The sequence below is a fragment of the Zhengella sp. genome (genome assembly GCF_041397485.1).
GTDB lineage: Bacteria > Pseudomonadota > Alphaproteobacteria > Rhizobiales > Rhizobiaceae > Zhengella.
Genome location: NZ_JAWKWO010000002.1, coordinates 184,577 through 202,527, shown reverse-complemented (window position 1 = coordinate 202,527; position 17,951 = coordinate 184,577). Strand labels below are relative to the sequence as shown.

General features: G+C 65.2%; 16 protein-coding genes. 12 read left to right on the top strand and 4 right to left on the bottom strand.

What is annotated here, in order from left to right:
- Positions 1 to 12: 12 nt before the first annotated feature.
- Positions 13 to 2,949 (bottom strand): DNA polymerase I, encoded by a 2,937-nt coding sequence (polA, locus tag R3D65_RS06960; RefSeq protein WP_371274494.1) that lies wholly within the window; start codon positions 2,947 to 2,949, stop codon positions 13 to 15.
- Positions 2,950 to 3,143: 194 nt separating this feature from the next.
- On the opposite strand from polA, the gene R3D65_RS06955 reads away from it, so the two are divergent.
- The 6 genes from R3D65_RS06955 to R3D65_RS06930 all read left to right on the top strand — a co-directional run bounded on the left by R3D65_RS06955 (position 3,144) and on the right by R3D65_RS06930 (position 9,939).
- Positions 3,144 to 3,608, top strand: a complete 465-nt coding sequence (locus R3D65_RS06955) for a DUF2231 domain-containing protein (RefSeq protein ID WP_371274493.1) — start codon at positions 3,144 to 3,146, stop codon at positions 3,606 to 3,608.
- Between the two features lie 521 nt (positions 3,609 to 4,129).
- Entirely contained in the window at positions 4,130 to 5,521 is a 1,392-nt protein-coding gene (locus R3D65_RS06950) for a dipeptidase (protein ID WP_371274492.1), read from the top strand.
- Between the two features lie 4 nt (positions 5,522 to 5,525).
- On the top strand, positions 5,526 to 6,014 hold the full coding sequence (locus R3D65_RS06945; RefSeq protein ID WP_371274491.1) for an N-acetyltransferase family protein: 489 nt from the start codon (positions 5,526 to 5,528) through the stop codon (positions 6,012 to 6,014).
- Between the two features lie 16 nt (positions 6,015 to 6,030).
- A complete protein-coding gene (locus R3D65_RS06940) occupies positions 6,031 to 6,648 on the top strand; it encodes a ribonuclease D (RefSeq protein WP_371274490.1) in 618 nt (205 codons plus the stop codon).
- A gap of 69 nt (positions 6,649 to 6,717) precedes the next feature.
- Entirely contained in the window at positions 6,718 to 7,599 is an 882-nt protein-coding gene (locus tag R3D65_RS06935; protein WP_371275002.1) for a DMT family transporter, read from the top strand.
- A 144-nt stretch (positions 7,600 to 7,743) separates the two neighbouring features.
- On the top strand, positions 7,744 to 9,939 hold the full coding sequence (locus tag R3D65_RS06930; RefSeq protein WP_371274489.1) for a transglycosylase domain-containing protein: 2,196 nt from the start codon (positions 7,744 to 7,746) through the stop codon (positions 9,937 to 9,939).
- 87 nt (positions 9,940 to 10,026) lie between these two features.
- Here R3D65_RS06930 and R3D65_RS06925 read toward each other — a convergent pair whose 3' ends face one another.
- From R3D65_RS06925 to R3D65_RS06915, 3 genes are all read right to left on the bottom strand, one after another.
- Positions 10,027 to 10,485 (bottom strand): DsrE family protein, encoded by a 459-nt coding sequence (locus R3D65_RS06925; RefSeq protein ID WP_371274488.1) that lies wholly within the window; start codon positions 10,483 to 10,485, stop codon positions 10,027 to 10,029.
- A gap of 108 nt (positions 10,486 to 10,593) precedes the next feature.
- Positions 10,594 to 10,980 carry a hypothetical protein gene (locus R3D65_RS06920; protein ID WP_371274487.1) on the bottom strand — a complete coding sequence of 129 codons (387 nt, stop codon included), beginning with the start codon at positions 10,978 to 10,980 and terminating at the stop codon, positions 10,594 to 10,596.
- 95 nt (positions 10,981 to 11,075) lie between these two features.
- Positions 11,076 to 11,648, bottom strand: a complete 573-nt coding sequence (locus tag R3D65_RS06915) for a LuxR C-terminal-related transcriptional regulator (RefSeq protein ID WP_371274486.1) — start codon at positions 11,646 to 11,648, stop codon at positions 11,076 to 11,078.
- 121 nt (positions 11,649 to 11,769) lie between these two features.
- Here R3D65_RS06915 and R3D65_RS06910 point away from each other — a divergent pair, with 121 nt between their 5' ends.
- From R3D65_RS06910 to R3D65_RS06885, 6 genes are all read left to right on the top strand, one after another.
- A complete protein-coding gene (locus R3D65_RS06910; RefSeq protein WP_371274485.1) occupies positions 11,770 to 13,308 on the top strand; it encodes a class I adenylate-forming enzyme family protein in 1,539 nt (512 codons plus the stop codon).
- A 2-nt stretch (positions 13,309 to 13,310) separates the two neighbouring features.
- The gene (locus tag R3D65_RS06905) at positions 13,311 to 14,114 is read left to right on the top strand and encodes a 3-hydroxybutyrate dehydrogenase (protein WP_371274484.1); all 804 of its coding nucleotides are present in this window, start codon (positions 13,311 to 13,313) and stop codon (positions 14,112 to 14,114) included.
- Positions 14,115 to 14,168: 54 nt separating this feature from the next.
- Complete coding sequence (locus R3D65_RS06900; protein WP_371274483.1) at positions 14,169 to 15,374, top strand: substrate-binding domain-containing protein; 1,206 nt, start codon at positions 14,169 to 14,171, stop codon at positions 15,372 to 15,374.
- Positions 15,375 to 15,457: 83 nt separating this feature from the next.
- A complete protein-coding gene (locus R3D65_RS06895) occupies positions 15,458 to 16,225 on the top strand; it encodes an ABC transporter ATP-binding protein (RefSeq protein ID WP_371274482.1) in 768 nt (255 codons plus the stop codon).
- Positions 16,222 to 16,944 (top strand): ABC transporter ATP-binding protein, encoded by a 723-nt coding sequence (locus R3D65_RS06890; protein ID WP_371274481.1) that lies wholly within the window; start codon positions 16,222 to 16,224, stop codon positions 16,942 to 16,944. Before R3D65_RS06895 ends, R3D65_RS06890 begins: the two co-directional genes overlap by 4 nt.
- 12 nt (positions 16,945 to 16,956) lie before the next feature.
- Positions 16,957 to 17,949 (top strand): branched-chain amino acid ABC transporter permease, encoded by a 993-nt coding sequence (locus R3D65_RS06885; RefSeq protein ID WP_371274480.1) that lies wholly within the window; start codon positions 16,957 to 16,959, stop codon positions 17,947 to 17,949.
- The last annotated feature ends 2 nt before the right edge of the window (positions 17,950 to 17,951 follow it).

Here is a 17,951-nt window from a genome sequence, read left to right as displayed (position 1 = left end):
GCGGACATCGCCTCAGTGCGCCTCGTCCCAGTTCCTTGCCGCGCGCGCGTCGACCTGCAGCGGCACGGACAGATCGACTGCGGGGAAGGCAGCGTTTTCCATCACGTCGCGGACGATGGCGATGGTGTCACCGGCGGCCGCTTCCTCGACCTCGAAAATCAGTTCGTCATGCACCTGAAGCAGCATGCGCGCCGGTGATCCGGCCTTCTCCAGTGCCGGCTCCATGCGCACCATGGCGCGGCGGATGATGTCGGCGGCCGACCCCTGGATCGGCGCGTTGATCGCCGCGCGCTCGTTGAAGGCGCGCATGGAGGGGTTGGAAGCCTTGATGTCGGGATAATGCGCCCGCCGCCCGAAGATCGTTTCCACATAGCCGTGTTCGCGCGCAAAGGCCTTGGTCGCCTCCATGTAGTCGCGAATGCCGGGAAAGCGCGTGAAATAGGTCTTGATGTAGTCGGATGCCTCGCCGCGCTCGATGCCAAGCTGGTTGGCCAGACCGAAGGCCGAAATGCCGTAGATGATGCCGAAATTGATCGCCTTGGCACGCCGGCGTACCTCGCCCGGCATCCCTTCCACGGGCACGCCGAACATTTCGGACGCCGTCATGGCATGGATGTCCATGCCCTCGGCGAAGGCTTTCTTCAGTTGCGGAATGTCGGCAACGTGGGCCAGCACGCGCAGTTCGATCTGGCTGTAATCGGCAGAGACCAGCACATTGCCCTTTTCGGGAATGAAGGCGGTGCGAATTTTCCGTCCCTCGGCGGTGCGTACCGGGATGTTCTGCAGGTTCGGCTCCGAGGAGGACAGCCGCCCCGTCGTGGTCGATGCAAGGGCATAGGAGGTATGAACCCGCCCGGTCTCCGGATGGATGTAGCCGGGCAGGGCGTCGGTATAGGTGGATTTCAGCTTGGTGAGCTGGCGCCAGTCAACGATCTTGCGGGGCAGTTCATGGCCTTCCGCCGCCAGGTCCTCCAGCACCTGCGCCGTGGTCGACCACTGGCCGGATTTCGTCTTCTTGCCGCCGGGCAGGCCCATCTTGCCGAACAGGATGTCGCCAAGCTGTTTGGGCGAACCGGGGTTGAAATCCTCGCCAGCCAGCGCGCCGATCTCGGCTTCCAGCGCCGCGGCCGATTGCGCCAGTTCGCCGGAAAGCCGGGACAGGATCTGCCGGTCCACCGAGACGCCGCGCTGTTCCATGCGCGCCAGCACATGCACCAGTGGCCGCTCCAGCCGCTCGTAGACCGATACCAGGCCTTCGGCCGCAAGGCGCGGCTTGAGCACCTGCCACAGCCTGAGCGTGACGTCGGCATCCTCGGCCGCATAGGCCGTGGCCTTGTCGATGGCGACCAGGTCGAAGGTGACGGCGGATTTGCCCGAACCGGCAACGTCCTTGTAGGCGATGGGCGTATGGCCGAGCCAGCGTTCGGCCAGCGCATCCATGCCGTGCCCGCCCTTGCCGGCATCCAGCACATAGGAGATCAGCATCGTGTCGTCGAGGCTGACCACGTCGATGCCGAGCCGGTGCAGCACAACGAGATCGTATTTGAGATTCTGCGCGATCTTGAGGACGGAGGCGTCCTCCATCAGCCCTTTCAATGCCGCCAGCGCCTGCATTGCGTCGATCTGGCCTTCGGCAAGCCCGCCTCCCAGCAGGTCGTCATTGCCGGTGCGATGCTTCAGTGGCACATAAGCCGCCTTGCCGGGCGCCAGTGCCAGCGAGAAGCCGACAAGTTCCGCCAGCATCGGATCGAGCGCGGTTGTCTCGGTATCGACGGCCACAAGCCCCTGTTCGCGCGCAGCGGCGATCCAGGCATCGAGCGTGGCCATGTCGCGGATCGTCTCATAGGCCGTCGTGTCGATGCCGGCTGCCGCGAAGCCTTCCGCCCGCATCGCCGCGAGCGCTGCCGGCGTTGCATTGCCACCGCCCGGCCCGCTTGCGGAACCGTCTGTCCCGGCGCCGGCAGCATTCGTGGCCGGAACGCCCGGCTCCAGATCGGGGCCGTGCGCGTCGGCGCCCCATTCCGCATCCACATGGGCGGGATCCACGGCAGCGGCATCCGCGCCGGTCTCCTCCGCCACGCGCCGCGTCAGCGAGGTGAACTCCATGGCCTTGAGAAAGGCGATCAGCTTCGGTCCGTCCGGGTCATCCAATGCCAGCGTATCAAGCGGATTGAGATCCGGCACATCGTTCTTCAGCCGCACCAATTCGCGCGACAGCCGCGCCTTGTCGGCATGGGCGATGATGTTTTCACGCCGCTTGGCCTGCTTGATCTCGCCCGCACGCGCCAGCAGCGTATCGAGATCGCCATAGGTATCGAGCAATTGCGCGGCGGTCTTGGGTCCGATACCCGGCACGCCGGGGATGTTGTCAACGGAATCCCCGGTCAGCGCCTGCAGGTCGACCATCTTTTCCGGACCGACACCCCATTTCTCGATCACCTCCGGCACACCGATCTGGCGGTCCTTCATCGGGTCGTACATCGACACCCGGCCATTGACGAGCTGCATCAGGTCCTTGTCCGACGAGATGATGGTGGCGTCGCCGCCGGCTTCCGCCGCGAGCCTGGCGTAGGTGGCGATGATGTCGTCGGCCTCGTAGCCCTCCCTCTCGATGCAGGGCAGGCCGAAGGCCCGCGTCGCCTGGCGGATCAGCCCGAATTGCGGCACCAGGTCCTCCGGCGGGGCGGAGCGGTTGGCCTTGTATTCGTCGTAAAGGTCATTGCGGAAGGTCTTGGACGAATAGTCGAAGATCACCGCGAAATGCGTCGGCGTGACGCCCACATCGGTGTCGCGCGCCTGTTTCAGCAGCTTCCACAGCATGTTGCAGAAGCCGGACACCGCGCCCACCGGCAGCCCGTCGGACTTGCGGGTCAGCGGCGGCAGGGCATGATAGGCGCGGAAGATGTAGGCCGAGCCGTCGACGAGGAAGAGATGATCACCGTTTTTCATGGCTCACACGATTAAGCGCAAACGCCGCCGAGGTCCATTGGCAAGACCGGGTTCAGGGCGCGCCGGCGGGGGTATTGTCAGCCTTTTGTCATCTTGCCGGGAGCACCCTGGTCGCGATTTTCGACGCCGGTCAGGACCCGGGCCTCCCATGCCCCTGTTTTTCCGGCATCTTACCTGATTGACAAGGGGGTTCCATGCTACCGATCCAGCACATTCATCCTATCGTCGTGCATTTTCCCATCGTCTTCTTCCTCACGCTGGCGTTTGTCGACATCGTGGCCCTTGCCATGGGGTATTCGGTGACGGGCCGCTCGGCGACAGGCAATCTCGCCACCGGACTGGCCGTCGCTGCGGGAACCTTTGCGATTCTGGCCGCCATGTTCGGCGACGCGGCCCTTGAATTCGCCGAGGCGAATGGATTTTCCAGCCAGATTGCCGAGATCCACGAAGGGTTGGGCGAGACGACCGCTGCTGTCCTCGCCGTCTGGGCGCTGATCCGCCTGTTCGTCTGGTGGCGCGACAAGCGCTTGGCCGGCGGGATCGGCTGGGGATTTGCAGCCCTGGAAGTCGCCGGCTGCGCGCTTGTTGTTGCGACGGCCTATTATGGCGGGCAACTGGTCTACACGCTTGGTGTCAACGTGGCGCACGCCGCGCAATAGAACCCCTCTCTCCCGCCGGATCGGCTTGCAAGGGCCGGTCCGGAAAGCAAGCCTTGCCAGGCCCTGGTGGCGGCCTGTGCAAGGCTTTTTCTTTCGCCGGTCACCCGCCCTTTCGTCAGCGGCGATTGCCTGCGCGAGCCTTGCCTTTGCCTGCTTCATGCTCATTCTGTTCATCGTGCCGGACAAGTCGGTTTCGGACATGCAGGTTCATTTCTGATCGAGCCTGCTCATCATGGCCGCCATGCGGGGCGTGATCGATCTCGTCACGCGCGGGCGCTGGATGGAAAGGTGGCGTGTCATCGGCGTGGATGAATGGCCCGTCCCCCGCCTGATCCGGATGAACGGGTGGCAGTCCCAATCCCCCTCTCCGGGCTGCCGCTGTTTTCAAAAGGCCGCCGTGGTTCCCCCCTCCACCACGGCGGCCAGTTTGTTTCCGGTAACCTGTTTTTCCGGCGCATCTTTCCCAGCGCATTCGCAACGTCTAACCTGCATCCCTGTGCAGAATGATTTGCGAGGACCTGATGAGTGACATTGCCCCCGTGCTCGATGCGATCGACGCCCGGCTTGACGATTCCGTCGAACACCTGTTCGACCTGATCCGCATTCCCTCCATTTCCACCGACCCGGCATACAGGGACGAATGCCGCCGCGCCGCCGAATGGCTGGCCGGCGACCTGCGCTCCATCGGTTTCGACGCCTCAGTACGCGATACCAGCGGGCATCCCATGGTCGTCGCGCATCATGACGGCGCCACGCCGGATGCCCCGCATGTGCTGTTCTACGGCCACTACGATGTGCAGCCGGTCGACCCGCTCGAACTGTGGGAAAGCGGCCCCTTCGAGCCGTCCATCGCGGCACGCAACGGGCGCAGGGTCATCACCGGGCGTGGCGCCGCCGACGACAAGGGCCAGCTCATGACGTTCGTGGAAGCCTGCCGTGCCTACAAGGCCGTTCATGGCGCCCTGCCCTGCCGCGTTTCCATCCTGTTCGAGGGCGAGGAGGAATCCGGGTCGCCCTCGCTCAAACCGTTTCTCGAAGCCAATGCGGACGAGTTGAAAGCCGATTTCGCCCTCGTCTGCGACACCAACATGTGGGATCCGCAGACGCCGGCCATTTCCGCCGGGCTGCGCGGGCTGGTCGGCGAACAGATCACGGTGAAGGCGGCCAGCCGCGACCTGCATTCCGGCTACTACGGTGGCGCGGCCGCAAACCCGATCCACATCCTCACCCGTATCCTGGCGGATCTGCACGATGCGGCGGGCCGAATCACCATTCCGGGCTTCTATGACGGTGTGAACGAGACACCGCCCGACATTCTGGACATGTGGAACGGGCTGAACCGGACCCCGGAGAGCTTCCTCGGCGAGGTGGGCCTTTCTGAACCGGCCGGCGAGACCGGCCGCACCCTGCTGGAGATGATCTGGGCGCGCCCGACGGCGGAGGTCAACGGTATCTGGGGCGGCTATACGGGCGAGGGCTTCAAGACCGTGATCCCGGCCGAGGCCTCGGCCAAGGTTTCCTTCCGGCTGGTGCACGAACAGGACCCTGTTGCCATCCGCACCGCCTTCCGCGATTTCGTGCGCGCGCGCATTCCCGCCGACTGCTCGGTGGAATTCGAGGAGCATGGCGGCTCCCCGGCCATCCAGTTGCCTTACGATTCGCCGCTTCTGAACACGGCGCGCGGCGCCCTGTCGGACGAATGGGAGACAAATGCGCTGATGATCGCCATGGGTGGTTCCATTCCCATCGTCGGCGATTTCCAGCGCATGCTTGGTATGGAATCGCTGCTCGTCGGCTTCGGCCTCGGCGACGACCAGATCCACTCGCCCAACGAGAAATACGAACTGACCTCGTTCCACAAGGGCCAGCGCTCCTGGGCACGCATTCTCGACGCGCTGGCGCAAGGCAGGTGATGCAATGAGCGCGTCCGACAGGAAGGTCCATGTGCGCCTTGCCCGCGACGGGGATGCGCAAGCAGTGCTGGAATTGCAGGACGCGCTTTTCCCTGACGACCCGAACAGGCTGTCACCCGGACAGCTTGCCCGGCCTGGCGGCGACAGGCGCATTCTCGTGCTGGTCGCGGAGCTGGAGGACCGTGTGGCGGGTTTCCTGGTGTTGCGGGACCGCTCCGCCCGGCTGTGGACCAGCGTGGATTTCGTCGGGACGGCCGCCTGGGCAGCAGGCAAGGGCGTGGGCGGCGCGCTGGTGCGCGCAGCCTGCCGCTTCGCGCCCCGCCCCGTGCTCCGCCTGTTCGTGCGCCCTTCCAACGCACCCGCACGCGCCCTTTACGCGCGCCAGGGTTTCCGCCATACCGCGACACGCAAGAGAAACTATGCCGATGGCGAGGACGCGATGGTCATGATGAAATGGCTCGGGCCGCGCTTCCTGCGCCGAAAGGGCAAGTGAACGGGATAATCACGCCATGACCATCCGCGCCCACAAGGGAGACCTGCCGGACCTGTCCAATTACCAGGTGGAGGCCGTCGCCATCGACACCGAGACGCTGGGCCTGAAGCCCCATCGCGACCGGCTTTGCGTCGTCCAGCTCTCTCCCGGCGACGGCACCGCCGACGTGGTGCAGATCGCCAAAGGCCAGACATCGGCGCCGAATATCGAAAGGCTGCTGGCCGATCCGAAGGTCGAGAAGATCTTCCATTTCGGCCGTTTCGACATCGCGGTGCTCGAACATGCCTTCGGCGTGCGCGCCAATCCGGTTTTCTGCACCAAGATCGCCTCGCGCCTGACGCGCACCTATACCGACCGCCACGGGCTGAAGGACCTCTGTGCGGAACTGCTCGACGTGCCGCTTTCCAAGCAGCAGCAATCCTCCGACTGGGCCGCGGAAACCCTGTCGCAGGCCCAGCTCGACTATGCCGCCTCCGATGTCCTCTACCTGCATCGCCTGCGCGACGCGATCACCATGCGCCTTGTGCGGGAAAACCGGTTGGACATGGCCCGCCAGTGTTTCGATTTCCTGCCCATGCGCGCGCATCTCGACCTGGCCGGCTGGGAAGAAACCGACATTTTCGCCCATAGCTGAGCGGCGGAACCGGCGAATGGGCTGCGGCCGGAGCATCTTGTCCGGCCCTGGAAGGACGCGGTGAACGCAATGGACACGGGCCAGACCCGCACACAAAACGGGGTGACGGCGGGCATCATGCTGATGTGCGCCGGCGTCGCCTTTCTCAGCGTCAACGATGCCCTCGCCAAGACCCTGGCTGCCCACTACACCGCGATCCAGATCCTCTTCATCCGCAATCTCATCGCCTTTCCCGTCGCCGTGCTGATCGCGCTGCGCCTCGGCGGGCGCAAGGCGCTGCATTCGGCCCGGCCCTTTGCGCATGTGCTGCGTGGGCTCATCTGGCTTTGCGCCGCGACGCTGTTCTTCACGGGCCTGGGCTATCTTGGCCTGGCCGAGGCCACGGCGCTGATCTTCGTCGCCCCGGTCTTCGTCACCGCGCTGTCGGCACTGGTGCTGCGCGAGCAGGTGGGCTGGCGGCGCTGGTCGGCGGTGCTGGTTGGCTTTGCCGGGGTTCTCGTCGTCGTGCGCCCGGGCACGGCCGCCTTCGAACCCGTCTCGCTCTTTCCCGTCGCAACGGCCTTTTTCTACGCCCTGATGATGATCGGCGCGCGCTGGGTCGACCCGCGCGAGAGCATGTGGACGCTGATGGTCTGGCTGACCGGGGTGGGCGTCGTGCTCAGCGCGCTGCTGCAACCCCTTGTCTGGGTGACGCCGCGCATGGAGGACCTCTGGCTGTTCGCCGCCATTGCCCTGTTCGGCACGGTGGGCGTGACCATGATGACCCAGGCTTTCCGCTTCGCGCCCGCCGCCGTCGTCGCGCCCTTCGACTATACCGCGCTGCTCTGGGCGACGCTGATCGGCTGGCAGGTCTGGGGCGAAATCCCAGACGCGCTGACTTATGTGGGCGCCGCCATCATCGTCGCCTCCGGCATCTACATCGTCATCCGCGAGCGCCATGCGCAGGGTTAAAAACGCCCGGACCGGATAAAATCCCGCCTTTCGCGTTAATCGTTTTCTGACCATGGACTTAACCGCCCCTTAAATCGCCCGATTTAGGGTGTTGTCCATGACCCGCTGACAAGGACGGGACGTGCAGGGCAAGGCGGGAGATTCATGGCCAGACGCAGGACGGGCAAGCGCATAGAGCCTGAATTCGAGAAGGCAACCGGGCGCAAGCGCGCCCTGTCGGTCTCCCAGGATGATCGCGTGCTGCCGGCGCGAAGCCGCAAACCGGCTTCGGGCAAGGGCCGCAGGAAGGCAGGGGGAGCGCGCAAGTCCCGCAGCGCGGGCAAGCGGCGCGGCCTTTTCGGCCTGCTGCGCGGCGCGATCTACTGGTCGCTCATCCTGGCCATCTGGGGCGGTATCGGGCTGGCCGGCATCGTCGCCTGGTACGGCGCCAAGATGCCGTCCGCCACCACCTGGGAAGTTCCCGCACGACCGCCCAACGTCAAGATCGTCTCCGTCGACGGCCGGCTGATCGCCAATCGCGGCATGACTGGCGGCGAGGCCGTCGGCCTGCACGAGATGTCGCCCTATATTCCGCAGGCCGTCATCGCCATCGAGGACCGGCGCTTCTATTCCCATTTCGGTATCGACCCGCTGGGGCTGGCCCGCGCCATGGCTTCCAATATTGCCTCTGGCAAGCTGCGCCAGGGTGGCTCCACGCTGACCCAGCAGCTTGCCAAGAACATGTTCCTGTCGCCGGCCCGCACCATCGAGCGCAAGGTGCAGGAAGTCCTGCTGGCGCTGTGGCTGGAGCATGAGCATACCAAGGACCAGATCCTCACCATGTATCTCAACCGGGTCTATTTCGGGTCCGGCGCCTATGGTGTGGAGGCGGCATCGCGGCGCTATTTCGGCAAGCCCGCGCGCGATGTCTCCCTGGCCGAAGCGGCGCTTCTGGCCGGCCTTCTGAAGGCCCCGTCGCGCCTTTCGCCGGCCCGTGATCCGAAGGCGGCGGAAGAGCGCGCGAGACTGGTCATCGCGGCCATGCGCGAACAGGGCATGATCGGCGAGACGGAATATGCGGTGGCCATGAAAGCGCCGGCCACCCGTGCCGCCGCCTATTGGACAGGATCGGAGAACTATGTCGCCGACCGCGTGATGGAGGAATTGCCGGGGCTGATCGGCGACGTGAACCAGGACGTGGTGGTCGATACCACGCTCGACCTGACGCTGCAGAAACTGGCCGAAAACTCCATTCGCGAGCTGATCGCCAGGAACGGCAAGGCGCGCCGCGTCAGCCAGGGCGCGCTGGTCTCCATCGACGGTTCGGGCGCCGTGCGCGCCATGGTCGGCGGCTATGACTACGCCAATTCGCAGTTCGACCGCGCCACGGAAGCGCGCCGCCAGCCGGGCTCGACCTTCAAGCCCTTTGTCTATCTCGCCGCACTGGAAAACGGCCGCAGACCGGACAGCGTGCGCACCGACGCACCAGTGCGGATCGGCAAGTGGACGCCGGAAAATTACGGCGGCAAGTATTTCGGCAAGGTGACGCTGGCCACCGCGCTGAAGAAGTCGCTGAACTCGGTGGCCGCCCAGCTCGCCCAGGAGGTGGGGCCGAAGACGGTGGCGGAAGTGGCCCACCGCATGGGTATCGAATCGGACCTCGCGGCCAATGCCTCCATCGCGCTCGGCACGTCGGAAGTCACGCCGCTGGAACTGACGGCGGCCTATGTGCCCTTCGTCAATGGCGGCTACCGGCCCGACATCCATGTCATCCGCCGCGTGACCACCATGGACGGCAAGGTGATCTACGAACAGAAGGGCGCGGCGCCGCGCGTGGTCCGGCCCGAATATGTCGCGATGATGAATACCATGATGCATGGCACCGTGGAGGACGGGACAGCGCGCAGCGCCGATTTCGGCTGGCCGGCCGCCGGCAAGACCGGCACGACGCAGAACTCCCGGGATGCGTGGTTTGTCGGCTATACATCCAACCTCGTCACCGGTGTCTGGTTCGGCAATGACGATGGTACGCCGATGAAGGGTGTGACCGGCGGTTCACTGCCGGCAAAGGCGTGGAAGACCTTCATGCAGGCCGCCCATGAGGGCCTGCCGAAGGCCCCGCTGCGCGGCATGTGGACACCGGATCCCGCAGCCGGCGACGACATCCGCCCTGTGGCGCCCGTCGGGGGCCGCGAGAACCTGCCCATGGCCGGCGCGCCGAGGCCACCCGCCGCTGTGGGCGGCCGCAACGGGACCGCGGACGACCGCACCGCTTCCGTCAATCGCCCCGTGCCGAAGGTCGGCGTGGGCGAAGAACCCCGCAACGTGGGCTCGATCCTCGACGTGATCCTCGGACGGTAACGGGGGCCATGGAGGCCGGGCCGGCAGGCCGGCCCGGGCCGTGGCGGGTTCACGTTTGCCGTGCCTGTCGTGCAGCAGGCCTGCCGTCTACCAGGACAGCGTTTTCATGGCAGGATCGAACAGGTAGCCTTCGATCACAGGCCAGGAGCCCATCTGGACGCCGTCGATGTAATCGTCGCGGGTCAATCCGGCGGCTGCCGAACACGCCTGGCACATCAGCACAATGCCGCCGTCCTCCATGAAGGCGGTCAACATGTCCTGGATCGACGCATTCTGTTCCCGCATCAACCCGTGCACGTGGGAGGCACGTTTCTTGTCTGCCAGATAGACGCCTCGTACATTCAGCCAGATGACGACAGGCTTGTGATCGTTTTTCAACGCTTTCTGATGGGCAAACATGATCGCCTTGGCGGCTGCCCAGGTATCATCGGTGGTGAGATTGACGAAAAGGCCGGGCCTGGCGTCCTGCGCCTGTACGCCAACAGCGGGCATGAAGCTTGCCAACACGAAAACGGCGGCAGCAATTACGGTTTTGAGGAAGTTCATCTTATGGTCCTTGCGATGGAATCCGTCGTCGGAACGCGTCATGCACCAGCTTGGTGGCAAGCCATTCGTCCCGATGGTGATCTCGCGGGCTTGCGCTGCGAAACCGGTTCAGATCGCAATCGAAGGAGGACCTTGGCTGGGTGGCAGCAGCCTTCGGGGCAAGGAGGTGCGATGCGTTGTTTCGACCGGAAACAACGGCACGGCAACCGGAACAAGCGGAGGATTTCCGTACCGGCAGGGCAATGCGAGTGCGATTGATCCGGCGATCCGACAGAACTCGCAGGCCTCGGCCCGGCCCGCCTTTCCACCCGGGGCACCATTGCCGGTCCCGAAGCAGATGACCGGCAGCGAGCCATCCGGCAATTCATAGGCGGAGAGATCGAAAGGCTGCCAAGCCGACAGAGCGACAGGCTTGTGGGCGAAGGAGACCAGCAGGAGCGAAACAACAATTGCTGCCCGCAAAAACAACCCGAATGCAATGTCCCCAAGCCGCATGACGCCTCCCCTGCCGAGGCCTAGCAAGCACGCTTCGACATTGAAAGCGCCAAGATGCCGCATCGGGAAAGCCGGCTCCCGACGCGGGCGCTCCATCAACCGCCCGGCATGCCGCCGACATGGCTGAGAAGCTCCGCCACATTGGCCGCCTGGAACTTCTTCAGGAGCTTGGCCCGGTAGGTCTCCACCGTGCGCGGCGAGATGTCGATCAGCCGGGCGATCTCCTTGGAAGTGCGGCCCTCGCCCAGATGCATGATGATCTGCCGCTCGCGGGTTGTCAGGCGCACCACCGGGCGCTCGTGCGACAGGTCGGCGAAACTCCACACCGCCTTGGCCAGCGGGTCGCCGGCTTCCGTCAGCGTGCGCCCGCGCACCCGGCACCAGAACAGCGAACCGTCGGTGCGCGCCATGATGCGCTCGTCGGAATAGCGGTTCATTTCGCGCAACGGGCCCACGCCCACCTCGCGAATGGCCACGAATTCCTCGAAGGAGGGATAGAGTATGGCGAAGGACTGGTCGAGCAAGGTCTCGCGCCTGTGCCCGAACATCTCTGCAAAGGCCGGATTGCAAGCGCGGATGATCCGGTTTTCGGTCATCACGATGCCGATCGGTGCCATTTCATAGGCGATCCGATCCAGCTCTCTTGCGTGGTTTTGCGCCTCTGTCATGCGTGTTTCTACGGTCTTGCGCGATTGCCCTGCTCCATCTGATAGTATGCTTATACGGTGAACGGCAAAGAAGAAATGCGGGTCCAGCCCGCCAAACGCGCCGTCAGGGAGGAAATTCGGCATGAACCTGGCCCATTGGCTGGTCAGAAGCGCTTGCGTGTCGCCACGCAGCCCCGCCCTGCTGAAGGGCACGGACGTGATCGCGGACTATGCCGCCTTCGCGCGCTCGGCAGGCAGCATCGCCGCTGTTTTGGCCGCCGATCATGGCGTGCAACCCGGCGACCGCGTGGCGATCTTCGCGAAGAACTGCACCGAATATCTCGAACTCATGTGGGGCGTCTGGTTCGCCGGCGCGGCTGTCGTGCCGGTCAATGCCAAGCTGCACCCGAAGGAAGCGGCCTGGATCATGGCCGATTCCGGTGCGCGCATCGCCTTCGTCACGGCGGCCCTCGGGGCGGAGCTGGATGCCGTGCGCCCGGAAAGCCTGCAAACGCTGGTCGACATGGACACGCATGCCTTCGATGCCATGCGAACCCATGAGCCGGTGGCCGCTCCGGCGGACCGCGCGCCGGACGATCTGGCCTGGCTGTTCTACACGTCCGGCACCACCGGCAAGCCCAAGGGCGTGATGATCACCCACGCCAATATCCAGGCCATGGTGCTGGGCTATTTCGCCAATATCGACGAGGTCTATGCCGCCGATTGCGCGCTGTATGCCGCGCCCATCAGCCACGGCGCGGGGCTCTATTGCGTGCAGCACGTCCTCAAAGGCGCACGCCATTGCGTGCCGCCATCGGCCGGTTTCGAGCCGGCGGAAATCCTCGATCTCGCCCGAAGGCTGGACCATGTCCACATGTTCGCCGCACCCACCATGGTCAAGCGGCTCGTGGACCATGCCAGGCGTGCCGGAGAGACCGGCCGGGGCATCCGCACCATCGTCTATGGCGGCGGACCGATGTATCTGGCCGACATCATCGACGCCGTGGATGTGCTGGGGCCGCGCTTCGCGCAGCTCTACGGGCAGGGCGAAAGCCCCATGTGCATCACCGGGATGACGCGCGCCATGGTGGCCGATCGCGCCCATCCGCGCTGGCGCGAGCGCCTCGCCTCCACCGGCATCGCGCAGGCCTGCGTGGAAGTGCGCATTGCCGATGACGATGGCCGGACCCTGCCTGTTGGCGAGACCGGCGAAGTTCTGGTGCGCGGCGCGTCGGTGATGAAGGGATACTGGAACAATCCGGATGCCAACGCGAAGACGCTGCGCGACGGCTGGCTGTGGACCGGCGACATGGGGGCGGTGGACGAGGACGGTTTCCTGACGCTCAAGGACCGCTCCAAGGATCTCATCATCTCCGGCGGCACGAATATCTATCCGCGCGAGGTGGAAGAGGCGCTGCTCACCCATCCGGCCGTTTCGGAGGTCTCCGTTGTGGGCGCGCCGCATCCCGAATGGGGCGAGGAGGTCGTGGCCTTCGTCGTGCTGGCGGAAGGGACGGTGGCGGACGAAAAGGCGCTCGACGCCCATTGCCTCGACCAGATCGCACGGTTCAAGCGGCCCAAGTGCTACCGCTTCGTCGAGGCGCTGCCCAAGAACAACTATGGCAAGGTGCTGAAGACGGAACTGCGCACCTGGCTCACCAAGGAACATGAAGGAGCCTGAGAATGGGTCATCTTTCAGGACGCACCGCGCTCGTCACCGGCTCGGTCCAGGGCATCGGCCTCGCCATCGCGAAGGCGCTGGCCGGCGAAGGCGTGCGCATCGCGCTGCACGGGCTGGCCAGCCCGGAAGAGGCTGCCGCCGCCGAACAGGCCTGCCGTGGCGCCGGGGCGCCGGAAACACGATTCTTCGATGCCGACATGCGTGACGTGGCCGCCATCGACGCCATGATGGAAGCCGCCGCGGCCTGGGGGCCGATCGACATTCTCGTCAACAATGCCGGTATCCAGAAGACGGTGCCGATCGGTGAGGCGACCGCGGAAATCTGGGATGCCATCATCGCGGTCAACCTGTCCGGGGCCTTCCACACCATGCGCCACGCGCTGCCGGGCATGGGCGAACGCGGCTTTGGCCGGGTCGTCAACATCGCCTCGGTGCATGGCCTGGTCGCCTCGAAGGACAAGGCGCCCTACGTGGCGTCGAAGTTCGGGCTGGTCGGCATGAGCAAGGTCGCCGCGCTCGAATATGCCGCCTGCGGCAACCGTGAGACCGGCGGCGTCACGGTCAACTGCATATGCCCCGGCTGGACGGAAACCGCCATCATCGAGCCGCAGGTGGCCGCCCGCGCCGCCGAACATGGCGGCGACAGGGCTGCCGGCATTGCCAGCCTTCTGGCCGAGAAACAGCCGAGCCAGCGCACGTCCGATCCGTCCGAGATCGGCGCGCTGGCGGCCTGGCTGTGCCATGCCCAGGCACACAATATCACTGGCGCATCCTTCCCCGTGGACGGGGGCTGGACCGCCCAATGATGAGCGCGCCGGAGGTCCGGCGTGCTCCGCGCTTCTGACAGGAGGAGACATCGCATGAAGAAATGGATGACTGCAATGGCCATGGCCTCGGCGCTTGCCGCCGGCGGGCTTGGCTCCGCAACCGCGCAGGATGGCGACCCGGTGAAGATCGCCCTGGTCCACGGCCTGTCCGGCTCGCCGCTGGAGGCCTTTTCCAAGCAGACCTCGACCGGTTTCCAGCTCGGCCTGGAATACGCCACCAACGGCACGATGGAAATCAAGGGCCGCAAGATCGAGGTGATCGAGAAGGACACCCAGTTCAAGCCAGACGTGGCCCGCTCTGCCCTGGCGGAGGCCTATGGCGACGACGAGGCGCTGATCGCGGTCGGCGGCACGTCCTCCGGCGTGACCACGGCCATGCTTCCGGTGGCCGCCGAATACGAGAAGATTCTCGTCGTTGAGCCGGCCGTCGCCGATTCGCTCACCGGACCGGATTCCAACCGCTACGTCTTCAAGACCTCGCGTAATTCGTCCATGGACATGCAGGCCCAGGCCAAGGCGCTCAAGCCGGACGGCAACCTCTTCGTCGCCACGCTCGCCCAGGACTACGCCTTCGGCAAGGACGGCATCGCGGCCTTCAAGAAGGCGCTGGAAGGCACCGGCGCCACCGTGGTGGCCGAGGAATACGTGCCGCTCAAGACCACGGATTTCACCGCCACCATCGAGCGCATGTTCAACGCGCTCAAGGACAAGGACGGCCGCAAGGTCATTGTCATCTATGTCGCCGGCATTGACGCCATGACGCCCATTACGGCTGCCGATCCGGGCCGCTACGGCATCGAGATTTCCACCGGCGGCAACATCCTGCCTGCCATGGCTTCCTACAAGCAGGTGCCGGGCATGGAAGGCGCCATCTACTATTACTACGAACTGCCGAAGAACGAGATCAACGACTGGCTTGTCGCCGAACACCAGAAGCGCTTCGGCTCGCCCCCGGACTTCTTCACCGCCGGCGGCATGGCGGCTGCGCTCGCCATCACCAAGGCGCTGGAAACGGCCGATGAATGGGACACGGAGACGCTGATTTCCACCATGGAAGGCATGAGCTGGGAAACGCCCAAGGGGTCCATGACCTTCCGTCCGGAAGACCATCAGGCCCTCCAGTCCATGTACCACTTCAAGATCAGGGTCGATGACAACGTGGCCTGGGCCATCCCGGAACTGGTGCGCGAAATCACCGCTGACGAGATGGATATCCCCGTCGGCCGCAACAACCAGTAACCACGCAAACGGGACGCCGGCTGCCTGCCGGCCGGCGCCCCGCCCGCTGACAACCGCAACAGACAAGGCGGATCATTGGCGTCATGTCCAAGCCATCGCTTCAATCCCGCGACCTGACCATCCGCTTCGGCGGCCATGTCGCCGTCAATGCCGTGACCTGCGACTTCACACCCGGCGAACTGACCGTGATCGTCGGCCCGAACGGCGCCGGCAAGACGACATGGTTCAACCTCATGTCTGGCCAGTTGAAACCGTCGGCCGGCACCATCCTCAAGGATGGCCGCGACATCACCGCGCTTTCGCCCTCGGCCCGCGCCAAGGCCGGCATGGGCCGCGCGTTCCAGTTGACCAATCTCTTTCCCAAGCTTTCCGTGCTGGAAAACATCCGCCTGGCCGTGCAGGCGCGCCACGGCATCGGCCCGCGCCTGTTCCGCCCGGTCTCCGCCTTTCGCAACCTGGTCGAGACGGCCGAACGGCATCTTGCGAGCGCCCGGCTGGAGCGCGTGGCGCACATGCCCGCCGCCGCCCTGCCGCATGGCGACCAGCGCAAGCTGGAAGTGGCGCTTCTGCTGGCCATGGAGCCGGACATCTTCATGTTCGACGAACCGACCGCCGGCATGAGCGTCGACGAAGCACCCGTGATTCTCGAACTCATTGCCGACATCAAGCAGGACAAAACGAAAACCATCCTTCTGGTGGAGCACAAGATGGACGTGGTACGCGCGCTGGCCGACCGGATCGTCGTCCTGCACAATGGCGAGCTTGTCGCCGACGGCCCCCCCGACGCGGTGATCGCGCTGCCCATCGTGCGCGAAATCTACCTCGGCATTCCGGCGGAGGACGCGGCATGAGCGCGCCCGTGCTTTCGATGGAGGGCGTGCATACCGACATCGCGCAGTATCAGATCCTGCATGGCATCGATCTCGCCGTGCCCGAGGGCGGCGTCTATGTCCTGCTTGGCCGCAATGGCGCGGGCAAGACGACGACCCTGCGCACCATCATGGGCCTGTGGAAGGCGCGCGCCGGCGCTGTCCGTTTCCGCGGGCAGGACATCACAAGTCTGCATACCTCTGACATCGCCCGCCTGGGCATCGCCTTCGTTCCGGAGAACATGGGCATTTTCGGCGGCCTGACGGTGGAGGAGAACATGCGGCTTGCCGCGCGGGACGGCACGTTCGACGCCCGGCGGCTGGCATGGATCCAGGACCTGTTCCCCGCCATGCGAACATTCTGGCAAAAGCCGGCCTGGGCGCTGTCGGGCGGGCAGAAACAGATGCTCGCCATCTCGCGCGCCATCATCGAGCCGCGCGAGCTGATCCTCATCGACGAACCGACAAAGGGCCTCGCGCCGGCCATCATCCGCGCCATGGTGGATGCCTTCCGCGAAGTGGCGGCCGACACGACCATTCTCCTCGTCGAGCAGAATTTCATGTTCGCCTCGGCGCTGGGCAGCGGCGTGTCCGTCATCGACGACGGGCGCATCGTCCATTCCGGCGCCATGGCCGACCTCGTTGCCGACAAGGCGCTTCAGACGAAGCTGCTGAGCCTGTCGCTCGACGCGCACCAGTAGGGGAACCGCGACATGAACGCTTCGGATGTCATCAACCGTTTCGGCGGCGTCAACCTCCTGCCGCTGGTCCTCATGGTCCTCGCCCTGCCGCTGATCGGCTCGGTCTCGTCCTGGGTGACGCTGACGGTGGCGGGGCTGGCCATGGGCATGATGATCTTTCTCATGGCCTCGGGCCTGAGCCTCGTCTTCGGGCTGATGGACGTGTTGAACTTCGGCCACTCGGCCTTCATCTCCTTTGGCGCCTTCATCGCCGCCAGCGTCCTGGCCGGCCTGGCCGCATGGGTCGGTGCGGACTCTGCCGTGCTCAACCTGCTGGCGCTCTTTGCAGCCATTGCCGCCGCTGCCCTGTTCGGCCTTGCCGCCGGCTGGTTCTTCGAGCGCGTCATCGTCAAGCCGGTCTATCGCGACCACCTGCGCCAGATTCTCATCACCATCGGCGCGCTGATCGTGGCCGAACAACTGATTCTCGCCATCTGGGGCGGCGCGCCCATTCCGGTGCCGCGCCCGGCCATTCTCGAAGGCTCGGTCATCATCGGCGATGTCGCCATCGAGACCTATCGCATCTTCGCCTGCCTGCTCGGCCTCGTCGCCTTCGTGGCGCTCTACCTCGTTCTCAACCGGACGCGTATCGGCCTGCTCATCCGCGCCGGGGTCGAAAATCGCGAAATGGTGGAGGCGCTCGGCTTCCGCATCGACCGGATCTTCGTTGGCGTCTTCATGGCCGGTTCGGCGCTGGCCGCCATGGGCGGGGCGATGTGGGCGGGCTATCAGGGCCTCATCTCCGGCACGCTGGGCGCGGAGATGATGATCCTCGTCTTCATCGTCGTCATCATCGGCGGGCTGGGCTCCATCGAGGGCTCGCTGCTGGGCGCGCTGCTCGTCGGCCTGCTCGGCAATTACGTCGCCTTCCTGTTTCCGAAACTGTCGCTGGCGTCGAACATGCTGCTGATGATGGCTGTCCTGCTCTGGCGGCCCTGGGGCCTGCGCCCGGCCGTCAAGCCGTAAGG

Bases quoted from the DNA above. Each gene is read 5' to 3' on its own strand.
- R3D65_RS06920 (WP_371274487.1), bottom strand. From the start codon at position 10,980: ATGCGGCTTGGGGACATTGCATTCGGGTTGTTTTTGCGGGCAGCAATT.
- R3D65_RS06890 (WP_371274481.1), top strand. From the start codon at position 16,222: ATGAGCGCGCCCGTGCTTTCGATGGAGGGCGTGCATACCGACATCGCG.
- R3D65_RS06955 (WP_371274493.1), top strand. From the start codon at position 3,144: ATGCTACCGATCCAGCACATTCATCCTATCGTCGTGCATTTTCCCATC.
- R3D65_RS06935 (WP_371275002.1), top strand. From the start codon at position 6,718: ATGGACACGGGCCAGACCCGCACACAAAACGGGGTGACGGCGGGCATC.
- polA (WP_371274494.1), bottom strand. From the start codon at position 2,949: ATGAAAAACGGTGATCATCTCTTCCTCGTCGACGGCTCGGCCTACATC.
- R3D65_RS06910 (WP_371274485.1), top strand. From the start codon at position 11,770: ATGAACCTGGCCCATTGGCTGGTCAGAAGCGCTTGCGTGTCGCCACGC.
- R3D65_RS06895 (WP_371274482.1), top strand. From the start codon at position 15,458: ATGTCCAAGCCATCGCTTCAATCCCGCGACCTGACCATCCGCTTCGGC.
- R3D65_RS06950 (WP_371274492.1), top strand. From the start codon at position 4,130: ATGAGTGACATTGCCCCCGTGCTCGATGCGATCGACGCCCGGCTTGAC.
- R3D65_RS06885 (WP_371274480.1), top strand. From the start codon at position 16,957: ATGAACGCTTCGGATGTCATCAACCGTTTCGGCGGCGTCAACCTCCTG.
- R3D65_RS06925 (WP_371274488.1), bottom strand. From the start codon at position 10,485: ATGAACTTCCTCAAAACCGTAATTGCTGCCGCCGTTTTCGTGTTGGCA.
- R3D65_RS06915 (WP_371274486.1), bottom strand. From the start codon at position 11,648: ATGACAGAGGCGCAAAACCACGCAAGAGAGCTGGATCGGATCGCCTAT.
- R3D65_RS06900 (WP_371274483.1), top strand. From the start codon at position 14,169: ATGAAGAAATGGATGACTGCAATGGCCATGGCCTCGGCGCTTGCCGCC.
- R3D65_RS06930 (WP_371274489.1), top strand. From the start codon at position 7,744: ATGGCCAGACGCAGGACGGGCAAGCGCATAGAGCCTGAATTCGAGAAG.
- R3D65_RS06940 (WP_371274490.1), top strand. From the start codon at position 6,031: ATGACCATCCGCGCCCACAAGGGAGACCTGCCGGACCTGTCCAATTAC.
- R3D65_RS06945 (WP_371274491.1), top strand. From the start codon at position 5,526: ATGAGCGCGTCCGACAGGAAGGTCCATGTGCGCCTTGCCCGCGACGGG.
- R3D65_RS06905 (WP_371274484.1), top strand. From the start codon at position 13,311: ATGGGTCATCTTTCAGGACGCACCGCGCTCGTCACCGGCTCGGTCCAG.